The sequence below is a fragment of the Urechidicola vernalis genome (genome assembly GCF_031846385.1).
Lineage (GTDB): Bacteria > Bacteroidota > Bacteroidia > Flavobacteriales > Flavobacteriaceae > Urechidicola > Urechidicola vernalis.
On record NZ_JAVRHV010000001.1, the window covers coordinates 776,097 to 797,426 of the forward strand.

Below are 21,330 nucleotides of genomic sequence, written 5' to 3' on the forward strand. Positions count from 1 at the left end.
TTAGTTCCATTGAAAATTCACAGTTTTTATTTTTTCCTATTTATTGTGATTGCTGGTTTTTCACAGCAAAAATATCCACAAAATTATTTTCAAAATCCATTGGATATTCCTTTGTATTTATCCGGCACTTTCGGAGAATTAAGAACCAATCATTTCCATTCAGGATTAGATTTAAAAACGCAACAAAGAGAAGGTCTTAATGTTTTTGCTTCTGCTGAAGGATATGTTTCAAGAATTAAAGTTTCTCATTGGGGATATGGCAAAGCACTTTATATTACGCACCCAAATGGATATACTACAGTTTATGCTCATTTAAAGAAGTTTAGTCCAAAAATTGAATCCTATTTAAAACAGAAACAATATCAAAAAGAAAGTTTCGAAATACAATTGTACCCTAAATCCGATGAATTGCAAATTGCGAAGGGAGAAATTGTCGCTTTTTCAGGAAGTACTGGCGGGTTTGTAGGTCCACATTTACATTTTGAAATTAGAGATGGGAAATCTAATCCCATTAACCCTCTTCTTTTTGGCATCAAAGTAAAAGACGATAAAAGACCAAGTATAAATACCTTAGTGGCATACCCCCTTGATAGTTTATCGCAAATAAACACTTCAAATATTCCTTTAAAAATTGGTTTTAGAACTCAAAAAGAAGGTGTTCTGTTATCGGACAAAATTACCGCTTTTGGAAAAATTGGATTTGGAGTTTACAGCTATGATCGCTTAACAGGAGCTGCTAATAAAAATGGAATTTATAGTTTAGAGATGAATGTTAACGGGTCTCGAATTTACTATCATGATGTTGAAACCTTTTCTTTTGCAGAAACCAAACATCTAAATTTATTAATTGATTATGATAGATATATTGAGCTGGGTGAAAAAATTCAACGATGCTTTGTTGTAGAGGAGAATCCATTAAGTTTATACAAGAACGTTAAAAACAGAGGGGAACTAGATATTAAAGATAACAATTCCTATACCATAGAGATTATTGCGAAAGATTTTAAGGGCAATCAAAAGAAAATGCTTGTACCCATTCAAGGTAAAAAGGATTCCATTTTAATTCGATCAGAAGAAGAGGTAACGGATTACAAAATTTCAGCAAAGGAGTTTAATAAATTTACCAAACAAGGTGTTACCATTGCTTTTCCTAAAAACACATTTTATAAAGATCTTTATTTAAAATTTAAGGTTGAAGACGGAAAAGCCTCTATTCATTCGAATCAAGTGTTACTAAAAAATAGTTACACCCTTACTTTTGATGTTGATCAATACACTGCTTCAGAAAAAAAGCAACTTTTTATAGCAAACTATAGTAGTAAAGGTTATCCAAACTATGTCGATACTAAAAAAAAGGATAAAACTTTTTACACAAAAACTAAAAGCTTAGGTAAGTTTAAATTGTTAAAAGATTCTATTCCTCCTAAATTAAGATTACACAATATTAAAGATAAACAATGGGTAACTAATTTTAAACGTTTGGTTCTAAAAGTATCAGACGATTTATCTGGCCTAAAATCCTATAGAGGTGAAGTTGATGGGGACTGGATTTTATTGGAATACAGTCCAAAACATGGAACACTTACCTATGACTTTGCCGATATTAAATTCAATACGGCAGAACACAAACTAAAAGTAATTGTTGAGGACAACGTTGGGAACACTAAAACTTTAGAATCCACATTTTACAGGAAAAAATAATTCATAGTTCGCTCATTTGAAAACTAACTTAACCTTTCTGTTTATATTAATATTTGTAGCCACCACTTTTTCACAAACTGGAATGGTTGCTGGTGTTATTAAAGATCAAAATGGAAACCCTATTGAGAATGTTTCTGTTTTGGCCGGTCCAGAAGGAACAACAAGTGATAAAAACGGTAATTATGTATTAAAAATACCTGCTAAAAAAGAAATTTCGATTGTCTTCAGTCATATTTCTTTTATCAATTATTCGAAAACTTTAACCGTTCCTGAAGGAAGAACCATTCGCTTTTCTCCTCGACTAAAATTAAAAACTGAAGAATTAACCGAAGTTGATGTTAAAAATAGAAATAAGGATGCTCAAGGCATAATTTCAATAGATGCCGCAAAAGTTAAAAAAATTCCTGGAGCTAATGCCGGAGTTGAAAATGTATTAATGACCTTGCCTGGCGTAAACAACAACAATGAATTAAGTACACAATACAATGTACGAGGAGGGAATTTTGATGAAAATTTGGTATACGTAAATGGTATCGAAGTTTATAGACCCTTTTTAGTGAGATCCGGTCAACAAGAAGGTTTGAGTTTTGTGAATTCTGACATGACTCAAAATGTAAATTTCTCTGCGGGTGGGTTTCAAGCAAAATATGGAGATCGGTTATCCTCAGTTTTAGATATTACTTATAGAACTCCTTCTGAGTTTGGAGCAGCAGTTAATTTAAGTTTACTTGGTGGAAGTGCTACTGTTGAGGGAAAAATTTTAAACAATAAACTGTCTGCATTGGTAGGTGTTCGTTACAGAGACAACAGTCTTTTTGTAAATAGTAAAGATGTTGAAACCAATTACAAACCAAAATTCGCCGATGTTCAAACATTCTTATCATATCAAATAAATGAGCGTCTAAAAATTGATTTTTTAGGAAATTTCTCTAAAAACGAATACAACTACACCCCTATTTCTAGAAGGACTAAGTTTGGAACATTAGCGGAGCCTTTAGAATTAATTGTGTATTATAACGGACAGGAACAAGACGACTACACCACTGCATTTGGAGCACTTAAAGGAACTTATTTAGTTAACGACAAATTGCAACTAAGTTTAACTACGTCAACGTACAATACGCAAGAAGCTGAACATTATGATATTTTAGCCTCGTATAATTTAGGTGAAGTTGATTCAAATTTAGGTTCTGAAAATTTTGGTGAAGTATCGTTTTCTAAAGGAATTGGCTCACAGTTAAATCATGCTAGAAACAATCTAGACGCACTAATAAGTAATGTCCAATTAAAAGGCACATACATTTCAAATGGCAATAATTTTCAATTCGGTGCAAAATACCAAATAGAAGATATTCGAGATCGTTTGATAGAATGGGAAGTAATAGACTCCGCTGGTTTTTCAATTCGACCACCAAATCATACTCTTAATAACCAGCCATATGAGCCCTACGAAGGTAAAATTATTCCTTATCAAAATATAAGAGCATATAATGATGTTCAAATTAAGCGTATATCTGGCTTTGCACAATGGAGTAAAAAAGAGGAATGGGGTACCAATGAGGTCTGGTATAATCTAGGAATCCGTGCTCAGAATTGGAATGTTTCGGGTGCAACTATTTCTGGAAACAGCACCCAATCTACGATTAGTCCTAGAGGACAATTCGCTATTAAACCGGATTGGAAAAACGACATGTTGTTCCGTTTTTCAACAGGCTTCTACCATCAACCTCCATTTTATAAGGAATTAAGAGACTCTATTGGAGAAGTTCAAAAAGATGTAAAAGCACAAAAATCAATTCACTTTGTTTTGGGAAATGATTATAGTTTTGATTTATGGAACCGTCCATTTAAATTAATTTCAGAAGTATATTATAAACACTTAACGGATGTTAATCCGTATACGATTAACAATGTTAGAATAAGATACGAAGCCAAAAATAATGCTGTTGCGTATGCTACTGGTATAGATTTAAGGTTGAACGGAGAATTTGTTCCTGGAACAGAAAGTTGGATTAGCATGGGCTTTATGACCACTAAGGAAAATATAGATGACAAAGGATATATTCCAAGACCAACTGATCAAAGGTTTAAATTTGCCATGCTTTTTCAAGATTATGTTCCTACAATTCCTGATTTAAAGGCCTATCTAAATCTTGTGTTTAATACTGGATTACCGGGAGGCTCTCCTTCTTATGCAGACCCGTATCAATATCAAAATAAATTAAACTCATATAAAAGAGCAGACATTGGCATATCATATGTGTTCGTAGATCAAAACAAGCAATTTAATTCAGGTTTGTTAAGTAATTTTAGAGAATTGACTTTCGGTGTAGAAATTTTTAATATGTTCGATGTACAAAATTCTATAACAAATACTTGGGTTAGAGATGTCTATTCGAAACAATCCTATGGAATTCCAAATTATATGACTGGACGTGTCTTTAATGTAAAACTTGGTATGTTATTTTAACCTTGGTATACTTATGGAGAAATCAGTTCGTTATAAATAAAAATTAAAAAAATGATTAAAAAACTTATTCTATTTACAAGTATTATAATGTGTATGTCCTTTACAAAAGGTACAAACACGCCAAGTAATAATAGATATATTAAAAGTGGCGAAAACCTAACCTTTACTGCATCTTATAGCATGTCTGGAATTATGACTGATATTGCTGAGGTTAAAATGGTAACATCAACAATTAAAACAAAAACAAGAGAATTACTGAGGTTAAAATGTACTGCATCTACATATACAAATTGGGATAGTTTCTTTAAAGTTCGTGATTTATACGAATCTTATGTAGACCCTAATTCTTTAAAGCCTTCCCTATATAAAAGAAGTATTGAAGAAGGAACATATAAAAAAGAACTAAAATATTTATTCAAGAGAAAATCCGGAATTGCCGTTTCAACCTTAAATAAAAAAGGATATAAAGATTATAAGGTAGATGTTCCAATTGATAGTAAAACCTTAGATATCGTTTCTTCAATCTACAATGCTCGCATTTTAGATTATGAATCAATGCCTAAAGGAGCAACTTCAGTTCTTGATGTAATTGTAGATTCTGAAGTACAAACAGTATCCATTAAATATTTAGGAAAAGAGTCAGTTCAAGTAGCTAAAGATGGTAAAAAAGAGTGTTATAAACTTTCTTTAGCGTTTGGAGGAAAAGAAATAGAAGATATTAAAGGTGGTAAATACATTTGGATTACCGCTGATAATGATAGATTACCAGCTTTAATTAAGGCTGACATTCCTGTAGGATCAATTCAAATAAGATTAAGTAATTACACTAAATAAATCAACCAAAATTATATACCAATGAACAAGTCAATTATAAAACTTTTTGCAATTTTAGGAATTATCGGAGCAATTTTAGGTCTCATATTTTCTTTTTTACCAATATCAAATTTGGCAATTTTTCCTGCTGCTGTCGGTTTAATTTTAGGTTTTATTGCCTTTAACAGTGCTAAAAAACAAGGTCAAAATTTTAATTTCCCAAGAATAGTGGTAATACTTGCCTTGTTTGCAATTATTATATCGGTTGGAAAACAACTATTCACGGATAATAAAGTAGAAATAGATACCGAGTTTATTGAAAAAGAAAAGCAGTCAGAAGAAGATGCAGTTAAGGAATTAGAAGAGGAACTCGATGAGTTGGAAGAATTGGAATAATCCACTTCAAAAAGAATAAAAAAAGCGCTATAATTAGCGCTTTTTTTTATTTCAAAATCTGACTTGTATGTTCTTTTGTTTTTACTTTAAGAATAACATCTTCAATTATCCCATTCTCATCGATTACAAAAGTTGTTCTATGGATACCGTCATATTCTCTACCCATAAACTTTTTTGGTCCCCAAACTCCAAAAGCATTGATCACTACCTTAGATTCATCTGCCAATAACGGATAAGGAAATTCGTGTTTATTTCTAAAATTCTGCTGTCTTTTCTCAGAATCTGCACTAACCCCTAAAATATCATATCCTTTAGATACAAATGTTTGATAATTATCTCTAAGATTACAAGCCTCTACCGTACAGCCTGGTGTGCTAGCCTTTGGGTAAAAAAATACAACCAATTTTTTACCACTATAATCTGATAAAGAAACTGAATTTCCATCTTGATCTTTACTGCTAAAATTTGGTGCCTTATCCCCTACTTTTAATGTATTCATAATTCTTATTTTTGTGTTGTAAAATTACTAAAAATGACGAAGAAAGAAAAGGTACAATTTGTTATCGATACATTAGAGGAATTGTATCCTAAAACACCGGTGCCATTAGACCATAAAGACCCGTACACATTGCTCGTTGCTGTATTACTTTCGGCGCAAAGCACTGACAAAGGCGTAAATAAGATTACACCTATTCTTTTTGCAAAAGCTGATAATCCATATGATATGGTAAAACTTTCTGTTAATGAAATTAGAGAGATCATTAAACCAGTAGGACTATCGCCAATGAAATCAAAAGGAATTCATGGACTTTCCAAAATATTAATTAAAGAGCATAATGGAGAAGTTCCAAAGGATTTGGACGCATTAGAAAAACTTCCAGCTGTTGGTCATAAAACTGCGAGTGTTGTGGTAAGTCAAGCATTTAATATCCCTGCTTTTCCTGTAGACACACATATTCAACGACTGATGTTTAGATGGAACTTAAGTAACGGAAAAAACGTAAAACAAACGGAAAAAGATGCAAAAAGACTTTTCCCTAAAGAATTATGGAATAAATTGCATTTACAAATCATTTTTTATGGAAGAGAGTACTCACCTGCGCGTGGTTGGAAGGTAGAAAATGATCCTATTTTCAAAAAAATTGGAAGGAAATCAATTAAAGTATAAAAAAAAGACTCAAACTTAAAAGTTTGAGTCTTTCCTCTCTTAATTCAAATGCAATTCAATGTGTTTTTTACTTCTCGTTTTTACTATTCTTAAAGATTTTGAATAGTTCAGTAAAAATTGAACTGTCTCTCTTTTAGGTTGCTTCTTAAAAGAAGACTTCTCAGTGTAAAGTTTCATCATATACCCCAAATTATTGTTTGTAATACTAAAGTAAACGATGAATTTTTAACTTTATTGTTAATTCACTAAAATAACATTGTATTTGTCAATTAGCTTACGCATATTAATTAATGAATAACGCATTCTTCCTAGTGCCGTATTGATACTAACACCAGTACTTTCTGATATTTCTTTAAAACTCATATCCTTATACATACGCATCAATAATACCTCTTTCTGATCTTCGGGAAGTTCATCAACCAATTTACGAACGTCAGATAAAATTTGTTCTTTTATCAGTTGCTTCTCCGCATTCAATTCTCCATCACCTAATACAGAAAAAATATCAAATTCATCTGTATTTTTAAACGTTGGCATTCTATTCGATTTTCTAAAATGATCGATAATTAAATTATGTGCAATTCGCATTACCCAAGGTAAAAATTTTCCTTCTTCATTATATTTACCTCTTTTCAATGTATTTATCACCTTAATAAAGGTATCCTGAAAGATATCTTCGGTAATATCTCGATCCAATACTTTCGAAAAAATAAAATTGTAAACTCTTTGTTTGTGTCTTTTGATAAGAATCTCAAAAGATTTTTCGTTCCCTGCTAAGTAATTTTTAACAAGTTCACCATCTAATACTTTTAGTTTGTCCATAACCATTAATTTTTAATACAACTGAATTTCGGTAGTAAGTAAGCCTTAATTCAACAATAAATTTTAAAAAGTAATAGTATGTAATAAGCAGTTGGGTTTAGTTAAGTCAGAGACAAATATTAAATATTTTTTTTAATTCACCAAATTCTTCGCATTTTTTTTAGGTTTTTATTGCTTATTAGATAATTGAATAGTCGATTAGTTCTCAACATGTTTAGTTTTGATAAATCTTTATTTTACCTTTGCCTTTATTCCTTTTTAAAATAAAAATGACCAAAAATTTAGCCTCTTTAAGTCCAAAAGAAAATATTTTAATAAAAGGTGCCAAGTTGCACAATTTAAAAAATATTGATGTTGCTATTCCAAGAAACAAACTTGTTGTAATAACTGGATTATCTGGATCGGGTAAATCTAGTTTGGCGTTTGACACGTTGTATGCTGAAGGACAAAGAAGATATGTTGAAAGTCTTTCGTCATATGCAAGGCAATTTTTAGGTCGCTTAAATAAACCAAATGTAGATTATATAAAAGGAATTGCTCCCGCAATAGCAATTGAGCAAAAAGTAAATAGTACAAATCCAAGATCTACAGTTGGCACATCTACAGAAATTTACGACTATCTTAAATTATTATTCGCCAGAATTGGCAGAACTTACTCCCCTATCTCTGGTGATGAGGTTAGAAAAGATACGGTTTCTGATGTTGTAAATTATATTAAAAAATTAGAGGAAGGCACTAAATTATTACTGCTTGCCTCTGTGCATATACCCGAAGAAAGAAGTGTTGAGAAATCGCTAACTATTCTTTCTCAACAGGGATATGCTCGGATAAAACACGATGGAAAAATTATTCGTATCGAAGAATTTTCAAAAACAGCTAAGGTAAGTCCTATAGAGTTTGGACATGATTTTGAATTGGTGGTAGACCGTGTTATTGTAAAACAAAACGAAGATTTTTACAATCGTTTAGGAGATGCAGTTCAAATCGCCTTTTATGAAGGAAAAGGAAAATGCTCCTTAGAAAACATAAATGATAATTCTATTACAAATTTTAGTAATGAGTTTGAATTAGACGGAATGCAGTTCTTAGAACCAAATACCCATCTATTTAGTTTTAACAATCCATACGGAGCCTGCCCATCTTGCGAAGGATATGGGAATATTATAGGAATTGATCGTGACTTAGTTATTCCAAATACTGGATTATCAATTTTTGAAGATGCTATAATTCCATGGAAATCGGATTCTTTTAGAGAATATAAAGATGCCCTAATAGACAATGCATATAAATTCGACTTTCCAATTCATAGACCTTATTTTGAATTAAGTGAAGAACAAAAAGAATTGGTTTGGAATGGAAATGAATATTTTGACGGCTTACACGCTTTTTTTAAACATTTAGAAGCAAAGAGTTATAAAATCCAGTACCGCGTAATGCTATCGCGTTATAGAGGCAAAACAAAGTGCTCAACCTGTGATGGTAGACGACTTAGAAAAGAAACAGATTTTATCAAAATTAGCAACTTAACCATTTCAGAAATGGTTGAAATGCCATTAGATGAATTGAAACAGTTCTTTTCAAACTTAAGTTTATCAGAAAATGACCAAGAAATTGCGAAAAGACTATTAACAGAAATTAATAATCGTTTAACGTTTTTAACCAATGTTGGTTTGAGTTATTTAACATTAAATAGAACTTCCAATACGCTTTCAGGTGGAGAGAGCCAACGTATAAATTTAGCAACTTCTCTAGGCAGTAGTTTAGTAGGCTCAATGTATATATTAGATGAACCAAGTATTGGATTGCATCCAAAAGATACGGAACGATTGATAAATGTACTTCTTAATTTACGTGATCTAGGGAATACGGTTATTGTAGTTGAGCATGACGAGGATATAATGAAAGCCGCGAATGTAATTATAGACATAGGGCCTGAAGCCGGTACATTTGGAGGAGAAGTTGTCGCGGAAGGATCCTATAAAAATATTCTTAGTTCTGATTCTTTAACGTCCAAATATTTAAATGGAACTTTAGAAATTACCGTTCCTGAAAAAAGAAGAAAATCCAAAAAGTTTATCGAAATTATTGGGGCGCGTCAAAACAATCTAAAAAACATTGATGTAAAATTCCCATTAAATACACTTAGTGTTATTACAGGGGTGTCTGGTAGTGGAAAAAGTACATTAGTACGGAAAATATTATATCCTGCTCTACAGAAGAAAATAGGTGGATTTGGAGAAAAAGCAGGACAGTTTACAGAAATTAAAGGAGACTTTAATGAGTTGGAACATATAGAGTTTATTGATCAAAACCCTATTGGTCGTTCAAGTAGGTCAAATCCGGTTACGTATATAAAAGTTTATGATGACATCAGAAGTTTATTTGCTGAGCAAAAAATTGCAACCATTAGAAATTACAAACCCAAACATTTCTCTTTTAATGTAGAGGGTGGTCGTTGTGAAACATGTAAAGGTGATGGCGAAGTAACGATAGAAATGCAATTTATGGCAGATGTTCACCTAGAATGTGAAGTATGTAAAGGAAAACGGTTCAAAAAAGAGATTTTAGAAGTTAAAATAGACGGTAATTCCATAAGTGACATACTAAACATGACGATTGATGATGCCATTTCTTTCTTTACTGAAAAACAGGAAAAAAGAATTGCTCGAAAATTACAACCTTTACAAGATGTAGGCTTAGGTTATGTAACTTTAGGTCAGTCTTCTTCAACACTTTCAGGTGGAGAGGCACAACGTATTAAATTGGCTTCGTTCCTTGTAAAAGGAACACGACAAAGTAAATCCTTATTTATATTTGACGAACCAACAACTGGCCTTCATTTTCATGATATCAAGAAATTACTAACTTCTTTCAACGCTCTAATTAATAATGGTCATAGCATTGTGGTAATTGAGCATAATATAGAATTAATAAAATGTGCCGACTATATTATTGACCTTGGCCTGGAAGGTGGTAAAAAAGGTGGAGAATTATTATTTCAGGGTATACCTGAAAAATTAATGAGCAATAAAAATAGTTTCACTGCTCATTACTTAAAAGGAAAACTAAGGTAGTTCTCTATTGTTCGTTTAATTTATCCAATTGGCTTTTTGCTAAAACAAAACCCGGAAAAAACTGCTCTGCGCGTTCAAAAGCTACAATTGCTTCCGTTTTTTTCTCTTGAGTCACAGCGATTAAACCTTCTAAATAAGCGATAGCAGCTCTTAAATTCACATCTTGTGTGTAGTTTGCATTTACAGCGAAAGAAACTTTGACATTAGGTTCTTCTGGTAATTGTGCCGCTTTCTTAATAGAAGTATTCGCATCATCAAACTTGTTCATTCCGAATTGCAATCCAGCAATTTTATAGGCATGAAATGCTCTGTTTGATGTTGCTAATAATTTTTCATAACCTTCCAGGGCTTTTTCCATCGCTCCAATTGATTCCAATGAAATTGCATTCATTTCTAATATCTCTAAGTTATTAGGACTTCTTTCCAATATATCATTGGTTACAAGAAAACAAGAAAGAAAGTTTCTTTTATTAAAATAAAGATACGCTAATGTATCTTTATACGTACTTGTTTCTCCTTGCATTGTAATAATATTATACAATGCTCCTTTCGCTACATCTTTATCTCCAAATTTTAAGGCTTGCTTCATTTTTGCTTCTTCCAAAGCCACTCCTGTAACATTCTGTGCCATTGCTGTAGCCGAAATTAATAGAGCAAAGGCAATTATACTTTTCTTCATTTTATAAATATTAAATTGTAAGGGCGCTAAAATATTAATTTCTACAGGAATAATCTCCTAAATCTATCTTAAAGATTATGAAATAAAAAAGGCTTCCTTAAAATTAAGAAAGCCTTTTTGGGTGGAAGACCGGATTCGAACCGGCGACCCTCGGTACCACAAACCGATGCTCTAACCAACTGAGCTACAACCACCGTGTAACTTGCGGGTGCAAATTTAAGTTTTTTCTTAATTATTACAAGCCTTTTTTAAATAAAATTTAAATTAAATCATCTAATTTATTTATGGCAACAAATCGTTCTACCGTAAACCCTTCTGCATGAGCAACTCCAATTAACCTTCCTAAATCTTGAGCCCTATATGTAATACTTTCTAAGAAGTTCATGCTAGAAATTGGAGAACTTGGCTCCTTACTATTAGCATCAAAAAATTGAGAACTATAGGCCATAACAGATTCCACTTTTTTATCGATAAAACCAGAAACATCTATCACAAAATCAGGTTCAATATTTTTCCATTGAATATAATGATATACTTGCTTTGGCCTCCAGGACTCTTGTTTTGTATTATCTAACACTGTTTCAATCTTTCTTAAACCAGATAAAAAACAGGCATCTGAAACCAATCTACTTCCTTTCCCATGATCTATGTGTCTATCATCAATAGCATTACAAAGCACTACAGTAGGTTTGTATTTTCGTAAAACTTCGATTATCTTTAATTGATTCTCTTTGCTATTTTGAAAAAACCCATCTGCCAAACCTAAATTCTCTCTTACCTCAATACCTAAAATTCTTGCAGAATTCCCTGCCTCCGCATCTCTAATTTCAGCAGAACCCCTCGTACCTAATTCTCCTCGGGTCAAATCTAAAACTCCAACCTTTTTCCCAAGAGAAATTTCTTTTGCTATGGTAGCTCCACATCCTAATTCAACATCATCTGGATGTGCCCCAATAGCCAAAATATCTAATTTCATATAATTGATTTAATACAAAGGTAATAAAAATAGACTTTAAAATAATTTGCGAAAAAATTGAATAAATGGTACTAAAACTCAAACAAATGGTAATTTTTTTCTAATAAAATTTGCACAGTTCTATTTTTTAGTATAGTTTAGCTGAGCAATTTAGTTAGAATTTAACCCTTAATCCCCACGAAAATGAAAACTAAAGTCCTACTATCAATACTGTTTTTAACAGTTTCAAACATTACATTTGCTTTGGTATCTAATTCTGAAAAGGATGCATTAATTGATTTATATAATGCAACAGACGGAGCCAATTGGAATCTGAAATGGGATTTAGAAAGTCCAATTTCTACTTGGCATGGTGTTACTTTGGAAGAAAATAAAGTTGTTGCGCTAGATCTAAGTTTTAACAATTTAAAAGGAAACCTACCAATTAACCTTGGTAATCTTACATCTTTAAAAACTATTAATTTTCACATGAATAAATTAACTGGAGCAATTCCGGTTAGTTTAGGTAATTTATCAGAACTAGAGTCTCTAAACATGTCATTCAATCAATTAAATGGTGGAATTCCTAAGACCATAGGCAAATTGAGTTCATTAAATGATTTGATATTGTTTATGAATAGATTGGAAGGTTCTATCCCTCAGGAAATAGGGCAATTAAAAAATTTAAAAAAATTAGTTCTTTATAGCAACAACTTAAATGGTTCAATTCCAACTACTATTGGAAATATGGATAGTTTAGAAGAATTACATTTAAGCAGCAACAGAATTAGTGGTGTTATACCAAATGAGGTGTCCAATTTAGTCCAGTTAAAGACTTTAAGTTTATTCGACAATCTAATGATCGGATTTATTCCAATTGAAATTGGAAACCTTAAGAATTTAGAAGAGTTATCCTTGGCTAACAATTCATTAGAAGGAGAAGTTCCTTTAGAAATAGCACAACTAACTAAACTTGAAACATTAATGCTGAATAATAACTTCTTTGAAGCGAATATCGATTCAAGGATTACTGAAATTGCAACATTAAAAAACTTTAAATTTATCTCAACCCCGAGAGACACGAAAGGAATTCAGAATGTAATTGTTTTTGATTAATTTTTATTGAATTCAAAAAATGCCATCCTTGTGGATGGCATTTTTTTTTTAAATTTTTTCAATACTACTTCTCAATCCACTCGATTATTTCCGCATCATTTGGTAATGTTCTAGGGCTTTTAGACCCAACTAAATACCCATCTTCATCAATCAAATATTTTTGAAAATTCCATGCTACTTCTGAATCTTGAACACCATTTCTAGATGCCAACGTTAAAAATTTGTAGAGATCATGCATATCATCACCTTTCACTGAAATTTTATTCATCATTGGAAAGGTAACACCATAATTTTCTTTACAAAAAGCCGCTATTTCAACAACCGTCCCTGGCTCCTGCCCTCCAAAATTATTAGCCGGAAATCCAACTATTACAAAATTTTTATCTTTATAAGTATCAAACAATTCTTGTAATAATTCATATTGTGGTGTTAATCCACACTTAGAAGCTGTATTTACAAGCATTACTTTTTTCCCCTTTAATTGAGAAAAATCGAATTCATCTCCATATAAATCCTCCATCTTAAACTGATGTAAACTTTCTTTTTTAACATTCATTTCTTCACTGTTAATTTTTTTCATAAATGCATTCATATAAACCCCTCCTGCACAAAATGTAATCACTAAAATTATTATTTTTTTTTTCATTTTAAATATGTTTAATATCGGCAATTTACAAAATTATAGAATCGTTTATTTAAAATTACCAATAATAAGTATCTTCGCATTATGATTGAAATAATAGTAATTGGATATGGAAATGTAGGAAGTCATTTAATCGAAGTACTACTTTCGAATACATCTATAAACCTTAAACAAGTTTATAACAGAAGTATCGAAAAAATTGAACATCTTTTATCTAAATGCCCTATTACTAACAGTTTTGATGAAATTTTAGAAGCCGATGTGTACATAATTGCCGTTTCCGACGATGAAATCAGTACTGTTTCTAAAGCACTCAAAATAGATAACAAGTTAGTTGTGCACACCTCAGGAAGTGTAGATATGAATATATTAAATTCCAATAGAAAAGGTGTCTTCTATCCTTTGCAAACTTTCACTAAGAATAAATCAATCGATTTTAGCAACATCCCATTGTGTATCGAAGCCAACAACGACTCCGATCTTATTTTACTAGAAAAATTGGCATCAAAAATCTCGAATAACTCTTTTATTTTAGATTCTTGTCAAAGAAAAAAAATGCATCTAGCTGCTGTTTTTGTAAATAACTTTGCAAATCATCTGTATCATATTGGATATACTATATGTGAAGAAAACACAGTTCCATTTGAAATTTTACACCCACTTATGGAAGAGACGTTGAACAAAATTAAGGGAATTCCTCCATTAGATTCACAAACTGGACCTGCCAAAAGAAATGATCAAAAAACGATAACTTTGCAACTAGGGCAGCTTAGTGAAGCACAACAAAAAATATATATGAGTTTAACAAACTCAATAATTAACACCTATAAAAATCATGGATAAGAGTTATAAAGAAATATTACCCCAAATAGACACATTAATTTTCGACGTTGACGGCGTTTTAACCGATGGTGGTGTTCACGTTTTTGAAAACGGTGAATTGATAAGAAAAATGAATGTGAAAGATGGCTACGCGTTAAAATGTGCTGTTGATGCAGGATTGCGTGTTTGTATTATTTCTGGAGGAAGCAGTGAAGGCGTTAGATCTCGATTAAAAGGATTGGGTATTACAGATATTTATTTAGGTGCACATAATAAAATTGAGCAATATCAAGAACTACAAGATATGTATGATTTAAAATCAGAAAATGTACTTTATATGGGTGATGACATTCCTGATTATCCTGTTATGTCACTGGTGGGACTTGCATGTTGTCCAAAAGATGCTGCTCCTGAAATACAACAGGTCTCTCAATACATATCACATAAAAAAGGAGGATCTGGCTGCGTTAGAGATGTAGTACAGCAAGTTTTAAAAGTACAGGGAAAATGGAATGATAAATTTGATGCAAAATATGATTAATTGGTTTTATTTTTAAATAATTTAGTTTATTGAAGATATTACAGCACACAAAACTTACTTGTACTTCACTTCTTTCAAAAAAGAAATAATTTAATTTAATTATTTTTTATTACATTTGAGAGATTCAAAAAAATTGCCTTGTTAAATCTAATTTTAGTTAGATTTATTAAAGGCATTTTTATTTTTTACGATTATAAAATTTTTTAAATGAACTCCAAAGTCACCCTGAAAAAATTCATAATCCCCACATTTATTTTAGCATTTACTGCTATTGGATACTCTCAAAAAGTCCCAGTAATTAAACATTTAGATGAAGAAACCATCGATGAGATTAAAATCGACTTCGACAAAGACGGCGATTTAGATGTTATTGTTGCAGGCGTTTTTGTTAAAAAAAATCAAGGCAGAGTCTATATGGTTAAAAATAACAGCTTTGGCTACTCTAAACCAGAATATCTTTTTTCTTTTCCTACTATCGGGAGAAAACAAGAGATTTCAATTAATCAGAGTGGCGATTTAACTAAAATTACGGTTCTAGGTACATCTCCTACTGGCAAGCAAAATGAGTTTAATGCTACATTGTTAAAAGGAAGATTTGAAGGTGTAACAATACCCGCAATTCCAATATCAATTGACCACTAGTTATTTAATTAGACTATTCTATTTTTTGTTTTGCTTCAGAAATGAATAACAATGCTTAAATTTGAATTTAAATGAAATTTCTAAATTCATGCAACAAAATATTCATATTTTAAATGGTGATGCACTGCTGACTCAGTTTCCTCAAGAAATTTTAGGCGAACGAATTGTTTTTAGAGAATGCCTAGTTGACGGTCCAGTTGACAGCAACAGTTTAGAAGATTTATATAAATTTCGGGCTAAATTTTTAAATAAAAACTATCCAACTATTTCAATAGATGACTACTTTAACAAATCCGCTAAGGAAATTGACAGAATCAATGCAATTCCAGAAAATTCCGTAATAAATTTATGGTTCGAAGATGATTTGTTTTGCCAAGTAAATTTCTGGTTCATACTGTATTTACTAAAAGATAAAGGTTGTGAAACATTTTTAGTCCGACCAAAAAAGCATACGCAATTTGGGTTTGGAAGTTATAATTCAGGTGAACTAATTGAATTGTTAAAAACCAAAACAAGCATTTCCTTAAACCAAGACTTGGTTGGATTATGGGCATCCTATAAACAAAATAAAGTTAAGAATCTAATAACTCATGCCACTACATTAAAACAAGTATTTCCATTTATACTAAATGCTGTTATAGCACATGTAGAAAGGCTACCTACTAAATCATCTAAAGGTAGACCTGCAGCATCTTTAATTAATATAATGAATGACTTAAATCCGACAGAATTTTCTAGTGTGTTTAAGGAGTTCTGTAAAAGAGAACCAAACTATGGCTTTGGTGATCTTCAAGTAAAGAGAATTTATAACGAAATTTTAAATATCTAAATGTATTATGAAAATTATAATGTTTTGCTTTATTGCAATTTTAACAACGGCTAGTTTTAGTCAGAAGGATAAAACAATTAGTACAATAGATTTTGTACAAATAGTAGATAATAATTATGATGAACTCATTTACTATTATGAAAATAATTGGAAAGTACTACGAGAAATGGCTGTTAAAAAAGGATATATTCAAACGTATCAAGTTATGGAATCTCCAACTGCTGATTCGACTGGTTTTGATATTATTTTGGTTACTACCTATGAAAATGACCAACAGTATGAAAAACGAGAAACGCATTTTCAAGAACTTATAAAGGAAAAAGGGGCTTTAAAATTGTTAAATGATAAAAAACCAGGTGACTTTAGAAAAGTCATTTATAACAAGGAAAATGTGAAGCAATGGAAGTAAAACTTTAAAACATGAGTTCTAAACATTCAATATATCACGATTTAGTTGTGGATGCTACCATAAATAAAGTTTTCAATGTGATTTCAAATCCTAATGAACTTATGTATTGGTGGCCATTAAAATGTCAAGGTGTCCCCGAATTAAATAATACCTATAATTTTTACTTTTCGGAAGAATTTAACTGGTTTGGAAAAGTAGTTAGTATTGAAAAAAATAAGCAATTCTTTATTAAAATGACCACTGCTGATTCAGATTGGGTAGACACAACATTCGGTTTTGAATTAATTAAAAATGGGAATTCGACACAATTGTCATTCTCTCATTTAAATTGGTCAAAATGTAACACGCACTTTAAAACATCTTCTTTTTGCTGGGCTATGCTTTTAAACGGACTAAAAAACTATGTAGAGAAAGGGATCATTATTCCTTTTGAAGAAAGAACCTAAACAAAAAAGCCTCAACATTATTGTTAAGGCTTTTTGTGATCGCGAAAGGATTCGAACCTTTGACCGTCTGCTTAGAAGGCAGATGCTCTATCCAGCTGAGCTACGCGACCATTTCAAATCTTTCGATTCGAAGTACATTTAAATAAGTTCTCTGTCGGGGTGGCAGGATTCGAACCTGCGACCTCCTCGTCCCAAACGAGGCGCGATAACCGGGCTACGCTACACCCCGAGAACAGTTTTTAAACTGAATTATAAAAAATAATGCGGAGAGGAAGGGATTCGAACCCCCGGTACCCGTAAAGGTACAACTCCTTAGCAGGGAGCCCCGATCGACCACTCTGGCACCTCTCCATTAATTTTATTGCAATGAACTTATTTTTGCGAGTGCAAATGTAAGATTATACTTATTATTTCACAACATTTTTTTAATTATTTTAGAATAAAATTAGTCATTACTCTGGATAGTCGATTCTTACATGATAAATATTCTTAACTTTCTTTTTTAATACCTTTTTAACAACTACAATATCTTTAAATGTAATATCGGCATTCATAAATTGCCCATCTTCCATTTGCTTTGATATTATTTTTTCTATTAAATTATCAATGGCTTGTGCAGTTGGTTCTTTTAAACTCTTAGATGCCGCTTCTGCAGCGTCACACATCATCAGTATCGCCGTTTCTTTTGAAAAAGGATTTGGTCCCGGATATCTAAACTTTTCAATTGCTACTTGCTCTGGATTTTCATTCTTTTCTTGCATATAAAAATAATACACCAAACTAGTACCATGATGTGTTCTAATAAAATCTATAATCCTATCTGGCAAACGATTTTTTTTAGCCAACTCAATACCTTCAATAACATGGTTAATAATTATTCCTGCACTGTCGACATTTGATAAATCCGAATGTGGATTCACATTCGTAGATTGGTTCTCGGTAAAATACATTGGGTTATTCATTTTACCAATGTCATGATACAAGGCCCCAGTTCTAACTAACATTGCATTTGCACCTATTTCATTGGCCGCTGCTTCTGCTAAATTTGCAACTTGCATCGAATGCTGAAAAGTTCCTGGTGCTTTTTCTGCCAACATGCGCAATAAAGTAGAATTGGTATTCGATAATTCTAATAAGGATACATCGGAAACCAAACCAAAGACCTTTTCATATAAAAATATAAGGAATGGAACTAAAAAAGCCAATACTCCGTTAAAAGCAAACAATCTAAAATAGAACCAGTTCAACTCTTCAATATTCCCTTCTTGAATTATAGTGAATGCGATATAAGCAATCATATAAATCATCGTAATCTGGCCAATAGAAATAAATAAATTCACTCTTCTATACAATTCAGAAACCGTCAAAATAGTGACAATACCCGCAATTATTTGAAGAAATATAAACTCAAAACTGTTCGGCACAATAAACCCAAGTAATAAAACCGTTAATACATGCGCAAACAGTCCAAGCCTTGCATCAAAAAAAGCTTTTAAAATAATTGGTAAAATACAAAGAGGAACGGCATATACATACTTAACATCAATCTTTACAACTACAGTCACCAAAAACACCATAAGTGCTATATTGAGAAATATAAGCGTCGTTTTGGTACTATTCTCATAAATATCATTCCTATATTTTCTTAAAAACAATAATAACATTAACAATGCTAATGCTACTAAAACCGAATACCCGAATACCACCCAATTGTAATTGGACTCTGACCACACTTGCGATTCTAATTCCCTTCGAATAGAGTTCAGCGCCTCCAATTTCTTACCCTCTACAATATCACCTTTTAGTATAACCAACTCACTTTCAGCAACAAAACCAGTAGTGTATGATAAATTCTTAATCCTTTCTTCCTTTGCCTTCTCTGTAAATTCTTCATCGAAATGGATGTTAGCGCGAATAACTTCTGAAAGAATATTTAACATTGATGAACGCAATTCTACCGGGGCAGAATTGGCCAGGCTACTACTTATAAATTGCAGCAGTTCTGTAGAAGTAATAAACTTATCAGGAGGAATATTGAATGCCAAATTCCCTTTTCGCAACGTAATTTCTAATGTCTCACTTGTTAATTTTGATTCTGACTGTGAGTCAATAAAACCAAAATCGTAAATGGAAGAAATAATTTTTTGACCGATTGGTAATATTTCCTCAACAATTTCTGACGTATAATTTTCTTGTCGAATTCGTTCATCAAAATTAGAACGAACATCTTGTACTAGTGCTTCATCGAACTTAAAATACAAGGTTGAATTCTTTTCTATTTCTAAAATTTCAGCATCAATCGTTTCCTGAGATTTTTGAATGGCAAAATTAAATGGGGCGTAATAATTTTCATACAACCAAGGTTTTCCTTTAAAATAATCATATTTAAACTTTCCTCCTTTCGGAAAAAGAAATACAATTAGTACTACGGTCAAAACATATAATATGAGTTTGTAAATTAAGGAATGTTGCTGCAGTACTTTGTTCAGGAAATTCTTCATGATTCAAAAATAGGAAAATAAAACTGATAACAATAGAGAATTTATAGTGTTTCAAAAGGAGATAATTCTCATCAAAAATGATTAAATTCGCAGCATAAATTAACTCAAAAACTATGTTGAAAGAAGTTGTAATTGTTTCGATGGCAAGGACTCCTATTGGAAGTTTCTTAGGATCATTAGCAAGTATTCCTGCTCCAAAATTAGGGGCTACTGCAATTAAAGGTGCATTGGAAAAGATTAATTTAGATCCGAGCCTTGTGGATGAAGTATTTATGGGAAATGTAATTTCTGCTGGACTAAAACAGGCTCCTGCTAAGCAAGCAGCCATATTTGCCGGAATTCCAGATACAGTTCCGTGTACTACCATAAATAAAGTATGTTCTTCAGGAATGAAATCTGTAATGTTGGCAGCACAATCCATTCAATGTGGAGATGCTGATGTAGCGATTGCTGGAGGAATGGAGAGCATGAGTAGAGTTCCCCATTACTTAAATGGACGTTCTGGTGTTAAGTTAGGAACTATCAAATCTGAAGACGGGTTATTAATTGATGGATTAACTGACGTTTACGACCAAAAACATATGGGAACATGTGCCGATTTATGCGCTACTGAACATCAGTTTTCAAGAGAAGATCAAGATAATTTCGCCATTGAATCTTACAAAAGAACAGCAAAAGCTTGGGGAGAATCAAAATTTAAAAACGAAGTAGTTCCTGTTGAAATACCTCAACGAAAAGGTGATCCAATTATTTTTTCAGAAGACGAAGAATACAAAAATGTGAAGATGGATAAAATTCCTAATTTACGTCCTGTGTTTTCTGCAGATGGAACTGTTACAGCAGCCAATGCATCCACGCTAAACGATGGAGCTGCAGCGTTATTACTTATGAGTAAGGAAAAAGCAGACGAATTAAACTTAAAACCACTGGCAAAGATTGTTTCTTATGCAGATGCATCACATGAACCAAAATGGTTTACAACTGCGCCTGCAAAAGCTGTCCCAAAAGCTTTAGATAAAGCAAATTTAACGCTAGATAAAATTGACTATTTCGAATTAAATGAAGCATTCTCAGTTGTAGGTTTAGCAAACATAAAACTTTTAGACATAAAGCCAGAAACCGTTAATGTAAATGGTGGAGCAGTTTCTATTGGTCATCCATTAGGAATGTCAGGCTCTAGAATAATTATGTCATTAATTTCTGTTCTTAAACAAAACAAAGGTGTATTAGGTGCAGCGGGAATATGTAACGGCGGCGGAGGTGCTTCGGCAATGGTCATCGAAAACCTATAATATTAAAGACT

20 protein-coding genes and 4 tRNA genes are annotated in these 21,330 nt (G+C 32.0%); 14 read left to right on the plus strand and 10 right to left on the minus strand.

The genetic code is table 11. The features are described from left to right. The first annotated feature begins 9 nt into the window (after nt 1-9). The 4 genes from RM519_RS03435 to RM519_RS03450 all read left to right on the plus strand — a co-directional run bounded on the left by RM519_RS03435 (nt 10) and on the right by RM519_RS03450 (nt 5,380). Entirely contained in the window at nt 10-1,701 is a 1,692-nt protein-coding gene (locus RM519_RS03435) for a M23 family metallopeptidase (RefSeq protein ID WP_311592145.1), read from the plus strand. An 82-nt stretch (nt 1,702-1,783) separates the two neighbouring features. Continuing rightward, nucleotides 1,784-4,171, plus strand: coding sequence for a TonB-dependent receptor (locus RM519_RS03440; RefSeq protein WP_311592557.1), 2,388 nt, complete (start codon nt 1,784-1,786; stop codon nt 4,169-4,171). 51 nt (nt 4,172-4,222) lie between these two features. After that, a complete protein-coding gene (locus RM519_RS03445) occupies nt 4,223-5,005 on the plus strand; it encodes a DUF3108 domain-containing protein (protein WP_311592146.1) in 783 nt (260 codons plus the stop codon). A gap of 21 nt (nt 5,006-5,026) precedes the next feature. After that, nucleotides 5,027-5,380 (plus strand): FUSC family protein, encoded by a 354-nt coding sequence (locus RM519_RS03450; protein ID WP_311592148.1) that lies wholly within the window; start codon nt 5,027-5,029, stop codon nt 5,378-5,380. Nucleotides 5,381-5,426: 46 nt separating this feature from the next. On the opposite strand, the gene bcp is transcribed toward RM519_RS03450, so the two are convergent. Beyond that, nucleotides 5,427-5,879, minus strand: a complete 453-nt coding sequence (gene bcp, locus RM519_RS03455; protein ID WP_311592149.1) for a thioredoxin-dependent thiol peroxidase — start codon at nt 5,877-5,879, stop codon at nt 5,427-5,429. Between the two features lie 33 nt (nt 5,880-5,912). Between bcp and RM519_RS03460 the strand changes: the two genes are divergently transcribed. Continuing rightward, nucleotides 5,913-6,548 (plus strand): endonuclease III domain-containing protein, encoded by a 636-nt coding sequence (locus tag RM519_RS03460; protein WP_311592150.1) that lies wholly within the window; start codon nt 5,913-5,915, stop codon nt 6,546-6,548. Between the two features lie 237 nt (nt 6,549-6,785). Here the strand turns inward: RM519_RS03460 and RM519_RS03465 are convergent, their stop codons facing one another. Further along, nucleotides 6,786-7,370 carry an RNA polymerase sigma factor gene (locus tag RM519_RS03465; RefSeq protein WP_311592151.1) on the minus strand — a complete coding sequence of 195 codons (585 nt, stop codon included), beginning with the start codon at nt 7,368-7,370 and terminating at the stop codon, nt 6,786-6,788. Between the two features lie 269 nt (nt 7,371-7,639). Between RM519_RS03465 and uvrA the strand changes: the two genes are divergently transcribed. Further along, complete coding sequence (gene uvrA / locus RM519_RS03470) at nt 7,640-10,444, plus strand: excinuclease ABC subunit UvrA (protein WP_311592152.1); 2,805 nt, start codon at nt 7,640-7,642, stop codon at nt 10,442-10,444. Nucleotides 10,445-10,448: 4 nt separating this feature from the next. Here uvrA and RM519_RS03475 read toward each other — a convergent pair whose 3' ends face one another. The 3 genes from RM519_RS03475 to bshB1 form a co-directional block, all read right to left on the minus strand. After that, nucleotides 10,449-11,123, minus strand: a complete 675-nt coding sequence (locus tag RM519_RS03475; RefSeq protein WP_311592153.1) for a tetratricopeptide repeat protein — start codon at nt 11,121-11,123, stop codon at nt 10,449-10,451. 119 nt (nt 11,124-11,242) lie between these two features. Next, a tRNA-His gene (locus tag RM519_RS03480) sits at nt 11,243-11,318 on the minus strand. A gap of 64 nt (nt 11,319-11,382) precedes the next feature. Next, complete coding sequence (gene bshB1, locus RM519_RS03485; RefSeq protein ID WP_311592154.1) at nt 11,383-12,099, minus strand: bacillithiol biosynthesis deacetylase BshB1; 717 nt, start codon at nt 12,097-12,099, stop codon at nt 11,383-11,385. Between the two features lie 183 nt (nt 12,100-12,282). On the opposite strand from bshB1, the gene RM519_RS03490 reads away from it, so the two are divergent. Further along, nucleotides 12,283-13,194, plus strand: a complete 912-nt coding sequence (locus RM519_RS03490) for a leucine-rich repeat domain-containing protein (protein ID WP_311592155.1) — start codon at nt 12,283-12,285, stop codon at nt 13,192-13,194. Nucleotides 13,195-13,258: 64 nt separating this feature from the next. Here RM519_RS03490 and RM519_RS03495 read toward each other — a convergent pair whose 3' ends face one another. Continuing rightward, nucleotides 13,259-13,786, minus strand: coding sequence for a glutathione peroxidase (locus RM519_RS03495; protein ID WP_311592558.1), 528 nt, complete (start codon nt 13,784-13,786; stop codon nt 13,259-13,261). Between the two features lie 135 nt (nt 13,787-13,921). Here RM519_RS03495 and RM519_RS03500 point away from each other — a divergent pair, with 135 nt between their 5' ends. The 6 genes from RM519_RS03500 (at nt 13,922) to RM519_RS03525 (ending at nt 17,526) form a co-directional block, all read left to right on the plus strand. After that, complete coding sequence (locus RM519_RS03500; protein WP_311592156.1) at nt 13,922-14,680, plus strand: Rossmann-like and DUF2520 domain-containing protein; 759 nt, start codon at nt 13,922-13,924, stop codon at nt 14,678-14,680. Then, nucleotides 14,673-15,200 (plus strand): KdsC family phosphatase, encoded by a 528-nt coding sequence (locus tag RM519_RS03505; RefSeq protein ID WP_311592157.1) that lies wholly within the window; start codon nt 14,673-14,675, stop codon nt 15,198-15,200. The genes RM519_RS03500 and RM519_RS03505 overlap by 8 nt, the downstream gene beginning before the upstream one ends. Before the next feature lie 207 nt (nt 15,201-15,407). After that, nucleotides 15,408-15,842, plus strand: a complete 435-nt coding sequence (locus tag RM519_RS03510) for an FG-GAP repeat protein (protein WP_311592158.1) — start codon at nt 15,408-15,410, stop codon at nt 15,840-15,842. A gap of 88 nt (nt 15,843-15,930) precedes the next feature. Next, on the plus strand, nt 15,931-16,671 hold the full coding sequence (locus RM519_RS03515; protein WP_311592160.1) for a DUF1835 domain-containing protein: 741 nt from the start codon (nt 15,931-15,933) through the stop codon (nt 16,669-16,671). A gap of 7 nt (nt 16,672-16,678) precedes the next feature. After that, the gene (locus RM519_RS03520; protein ID WP_311592161.1) at nt 16,679-17,080 is read left to right on the plus strand and encodes a hypothetical protein; all 402 of its coding nucleotides are present in this window, start codon (nt 16,679-16,681) and stop codon (nt 17,078-17,080) included. 11 nt (nt 17,081-17,091) lie between these two features. After that, nucleotides 17,092-17,526, plus strand: a complete 435-nt coding sequence (locus RM519_RS03525; protein ID WP_311592162.1) for an SRPBCC family protein — start codon at nt 17,092-17,094, stop codon at nt 17,524-17,526. A gap of 36 nt (nt 17,527-17,562) precedes the next feature. Here RM519_RS03525 and RM519_RS03530 read toward each other — a convergent pair. The 4 genes from RM519_RS03530 to RM519_RS03545 all read right to left on the minus strand — a co-directional run bounded on the left by RM519_RS03530 (nt 17,563) and on the right by RM519_RS03545 (nt 20,027). Continuing rightward, nucleotides 17,563-17,636 (minus strand) — tRNA-Arg (locus RM519_RS03530). 44 nt (nt 17,637-17,680) lie between these two features. After that, a tRNA-Pro gene (locus RM519_RS03535) sits at nt 17,681-17,755 on the minus strand. A 35-nt stretch (nt 17,756-17,790) separates the two neighbouring features. Further along, nucleotides 17,791-17,877 (minus strand) — tRNA-Ser (locus tag RM519_RS03540). Between the two features lie 101 nt (nt 17,878-17,978). After that, nucleotides 17,979-20,027 (minus strand): HD family phosphohydrolase, encoded by a 2,049-nt coding sequence (locus RM519_RS03545; RefSeq protein WP_311592163.1) that lies wholly within the window; start codon nt 20,025-20,027, stop codon nt 17,979-17,981. A gap of 116 nt (nt 20,028-20,143) precedes the next feature. Here RM519_RS03545 and RM519_RS03550 point away from each other — a divergent pair, with 116 nt between their 5' ends. Then, nucleotides 20,144-21,319 carry an acetyl-CoA C-acyltransferase gene (locus RM519_RS03550; protein WP_311592560.1) on the plus strand — a complete coding sequence of 392 codons (1,176 nt, stop codon included), beginning with the start codon at nt 20,144-20,146 and terminating at the stop codon, nt 21,317-21,319. Nucleotides 21,320-21,330 lie beyond the last annotated feature (11 nt).

Excerpts from the sequence above, each read along its gene's own strand:
- RM519_RS03460 (WP_311592150.1), top strand. The coding sequence starts at position 5,913 with ATGACGAAGAAAGAAAAGGTACAATTTGTTATCGATACATTAGAGGAA.
- uvrA (WP_311592152.1), top strand. The coding sequence starts at position 7,640 with ATGACCAAAAATTTAGCCTCTTTAAGTCCAAAAGAAAATATTTTAATA.
- bcp (WP_311592149.1), bottom strand. The coding sequence starts at position 5,879 with ATGAATACATTAAAAGTAGGGGATAAGGCACCAAATTTTAGCAGTAAA.
- RM519_RS03515 (WP_311592160.1), top strand. The coding sequence starts at position 15,931 with ATGCAACAAAATATTCATATTTTAAATGGTGATGCACTGCTGACTCAG.
- RM519_RS03465 (WP_311592151.1), bottom strand. The coding sequence starts at position 7,370 with ATGGACAAACTAAAAGTATTAGATGGTGAACTTGTTAAAAATTACTTA.
- RM519_RS03500 (WP_311592156.1), top strand. The coding sequence starts at position 13,922 with ATGATTGAAATAATAGTAATTGGATATGGAAATGTAGGAAGTCATTTA.
- bshB1 (WP_311592154.1), bottom strand. The coding sequence starts at position 12,099 with ATGAAATTAGATATTTTGGCTATTGGGGCACATCCAGATGATGTTGAA.
- RM519_RS03545 (WP_311592163.1), bottom strand. The coding sequence starts at position 20,027 with ATGAAGAATTTCCTGAACAAAGTACTGCAGCAACATTCCTTAATTTAC.
- RM519_RS03440 (WP_311592557.1), top strand. The coding sequence starts at position 1,784 with ATGGTTGCTGGTGTTATTAAAGATCAAAATGGAAACCCTATTGAGAAT.
- RM519_RS03495 (WP_311592558.1), bottom strand. The coding sequence starts at position 13,786 with ATGAATGCATTTATGAAAAAAATTAACAGTGAAGAAATGAATGTTAAA.
- RM519_RS03490 (WP_311592155.1), top strand. The coding sequence starts at position 12,283 with ATGAAAACTAAAGTCCTACTATCAATACTGTTTTTAACAGTTTCAAAC.
- RM519_RS03445 (WP_311592146.1), top strand. The coding sequence starts at position 4,223 with ATGATTAAAAAACTTATTCTATTTACAAGTATTATAATGTGTATGTCC.
- RM519_RS03505 (WP_311592157.1), top strand. The coding sequence starts at position 14,673 with ATGGATAAGAGTTATAAAGAAATATTACCCCAAATAGACACATTAATT.
- RM519_RS03450 (WP_311592148.1), top strand. The coding sequence starts at position 5,027 with ATGAACAAGTCAATTATAAAACTTTTTGCAATTTTAGGAATTATCGGA.
- RM519_RS03525 (WP_311592162.1), top strand. The coding sequence starts at position 17,092 with ATGAGTTCTAAACATTCAATATATCACGATTTAGTTGTGGATGCTACC.
- RM519_RS03475 (WP_311592153.1), bottom strand. The coding sequence starts at position 11,123 with ATGAAGAAAAGTATAATTGCCTTTGCTCTATTAATTTCGGCTACAGCA.
- RM519_RS03520 (WP_311592161.1), top strand. The coding sequence starts at position 16,679 with ATGAAAATTATAATGTTTTGCTTTATTGCAATTTTAACAACGGCTAGT.
- RM519_RS03510 (WP_311592158.1), top strand. The coding sequence starts at position 15,408 with ATGAACTCCAAAGTCACCCTGAAAAAATTCATAATCCCCACATTTATT.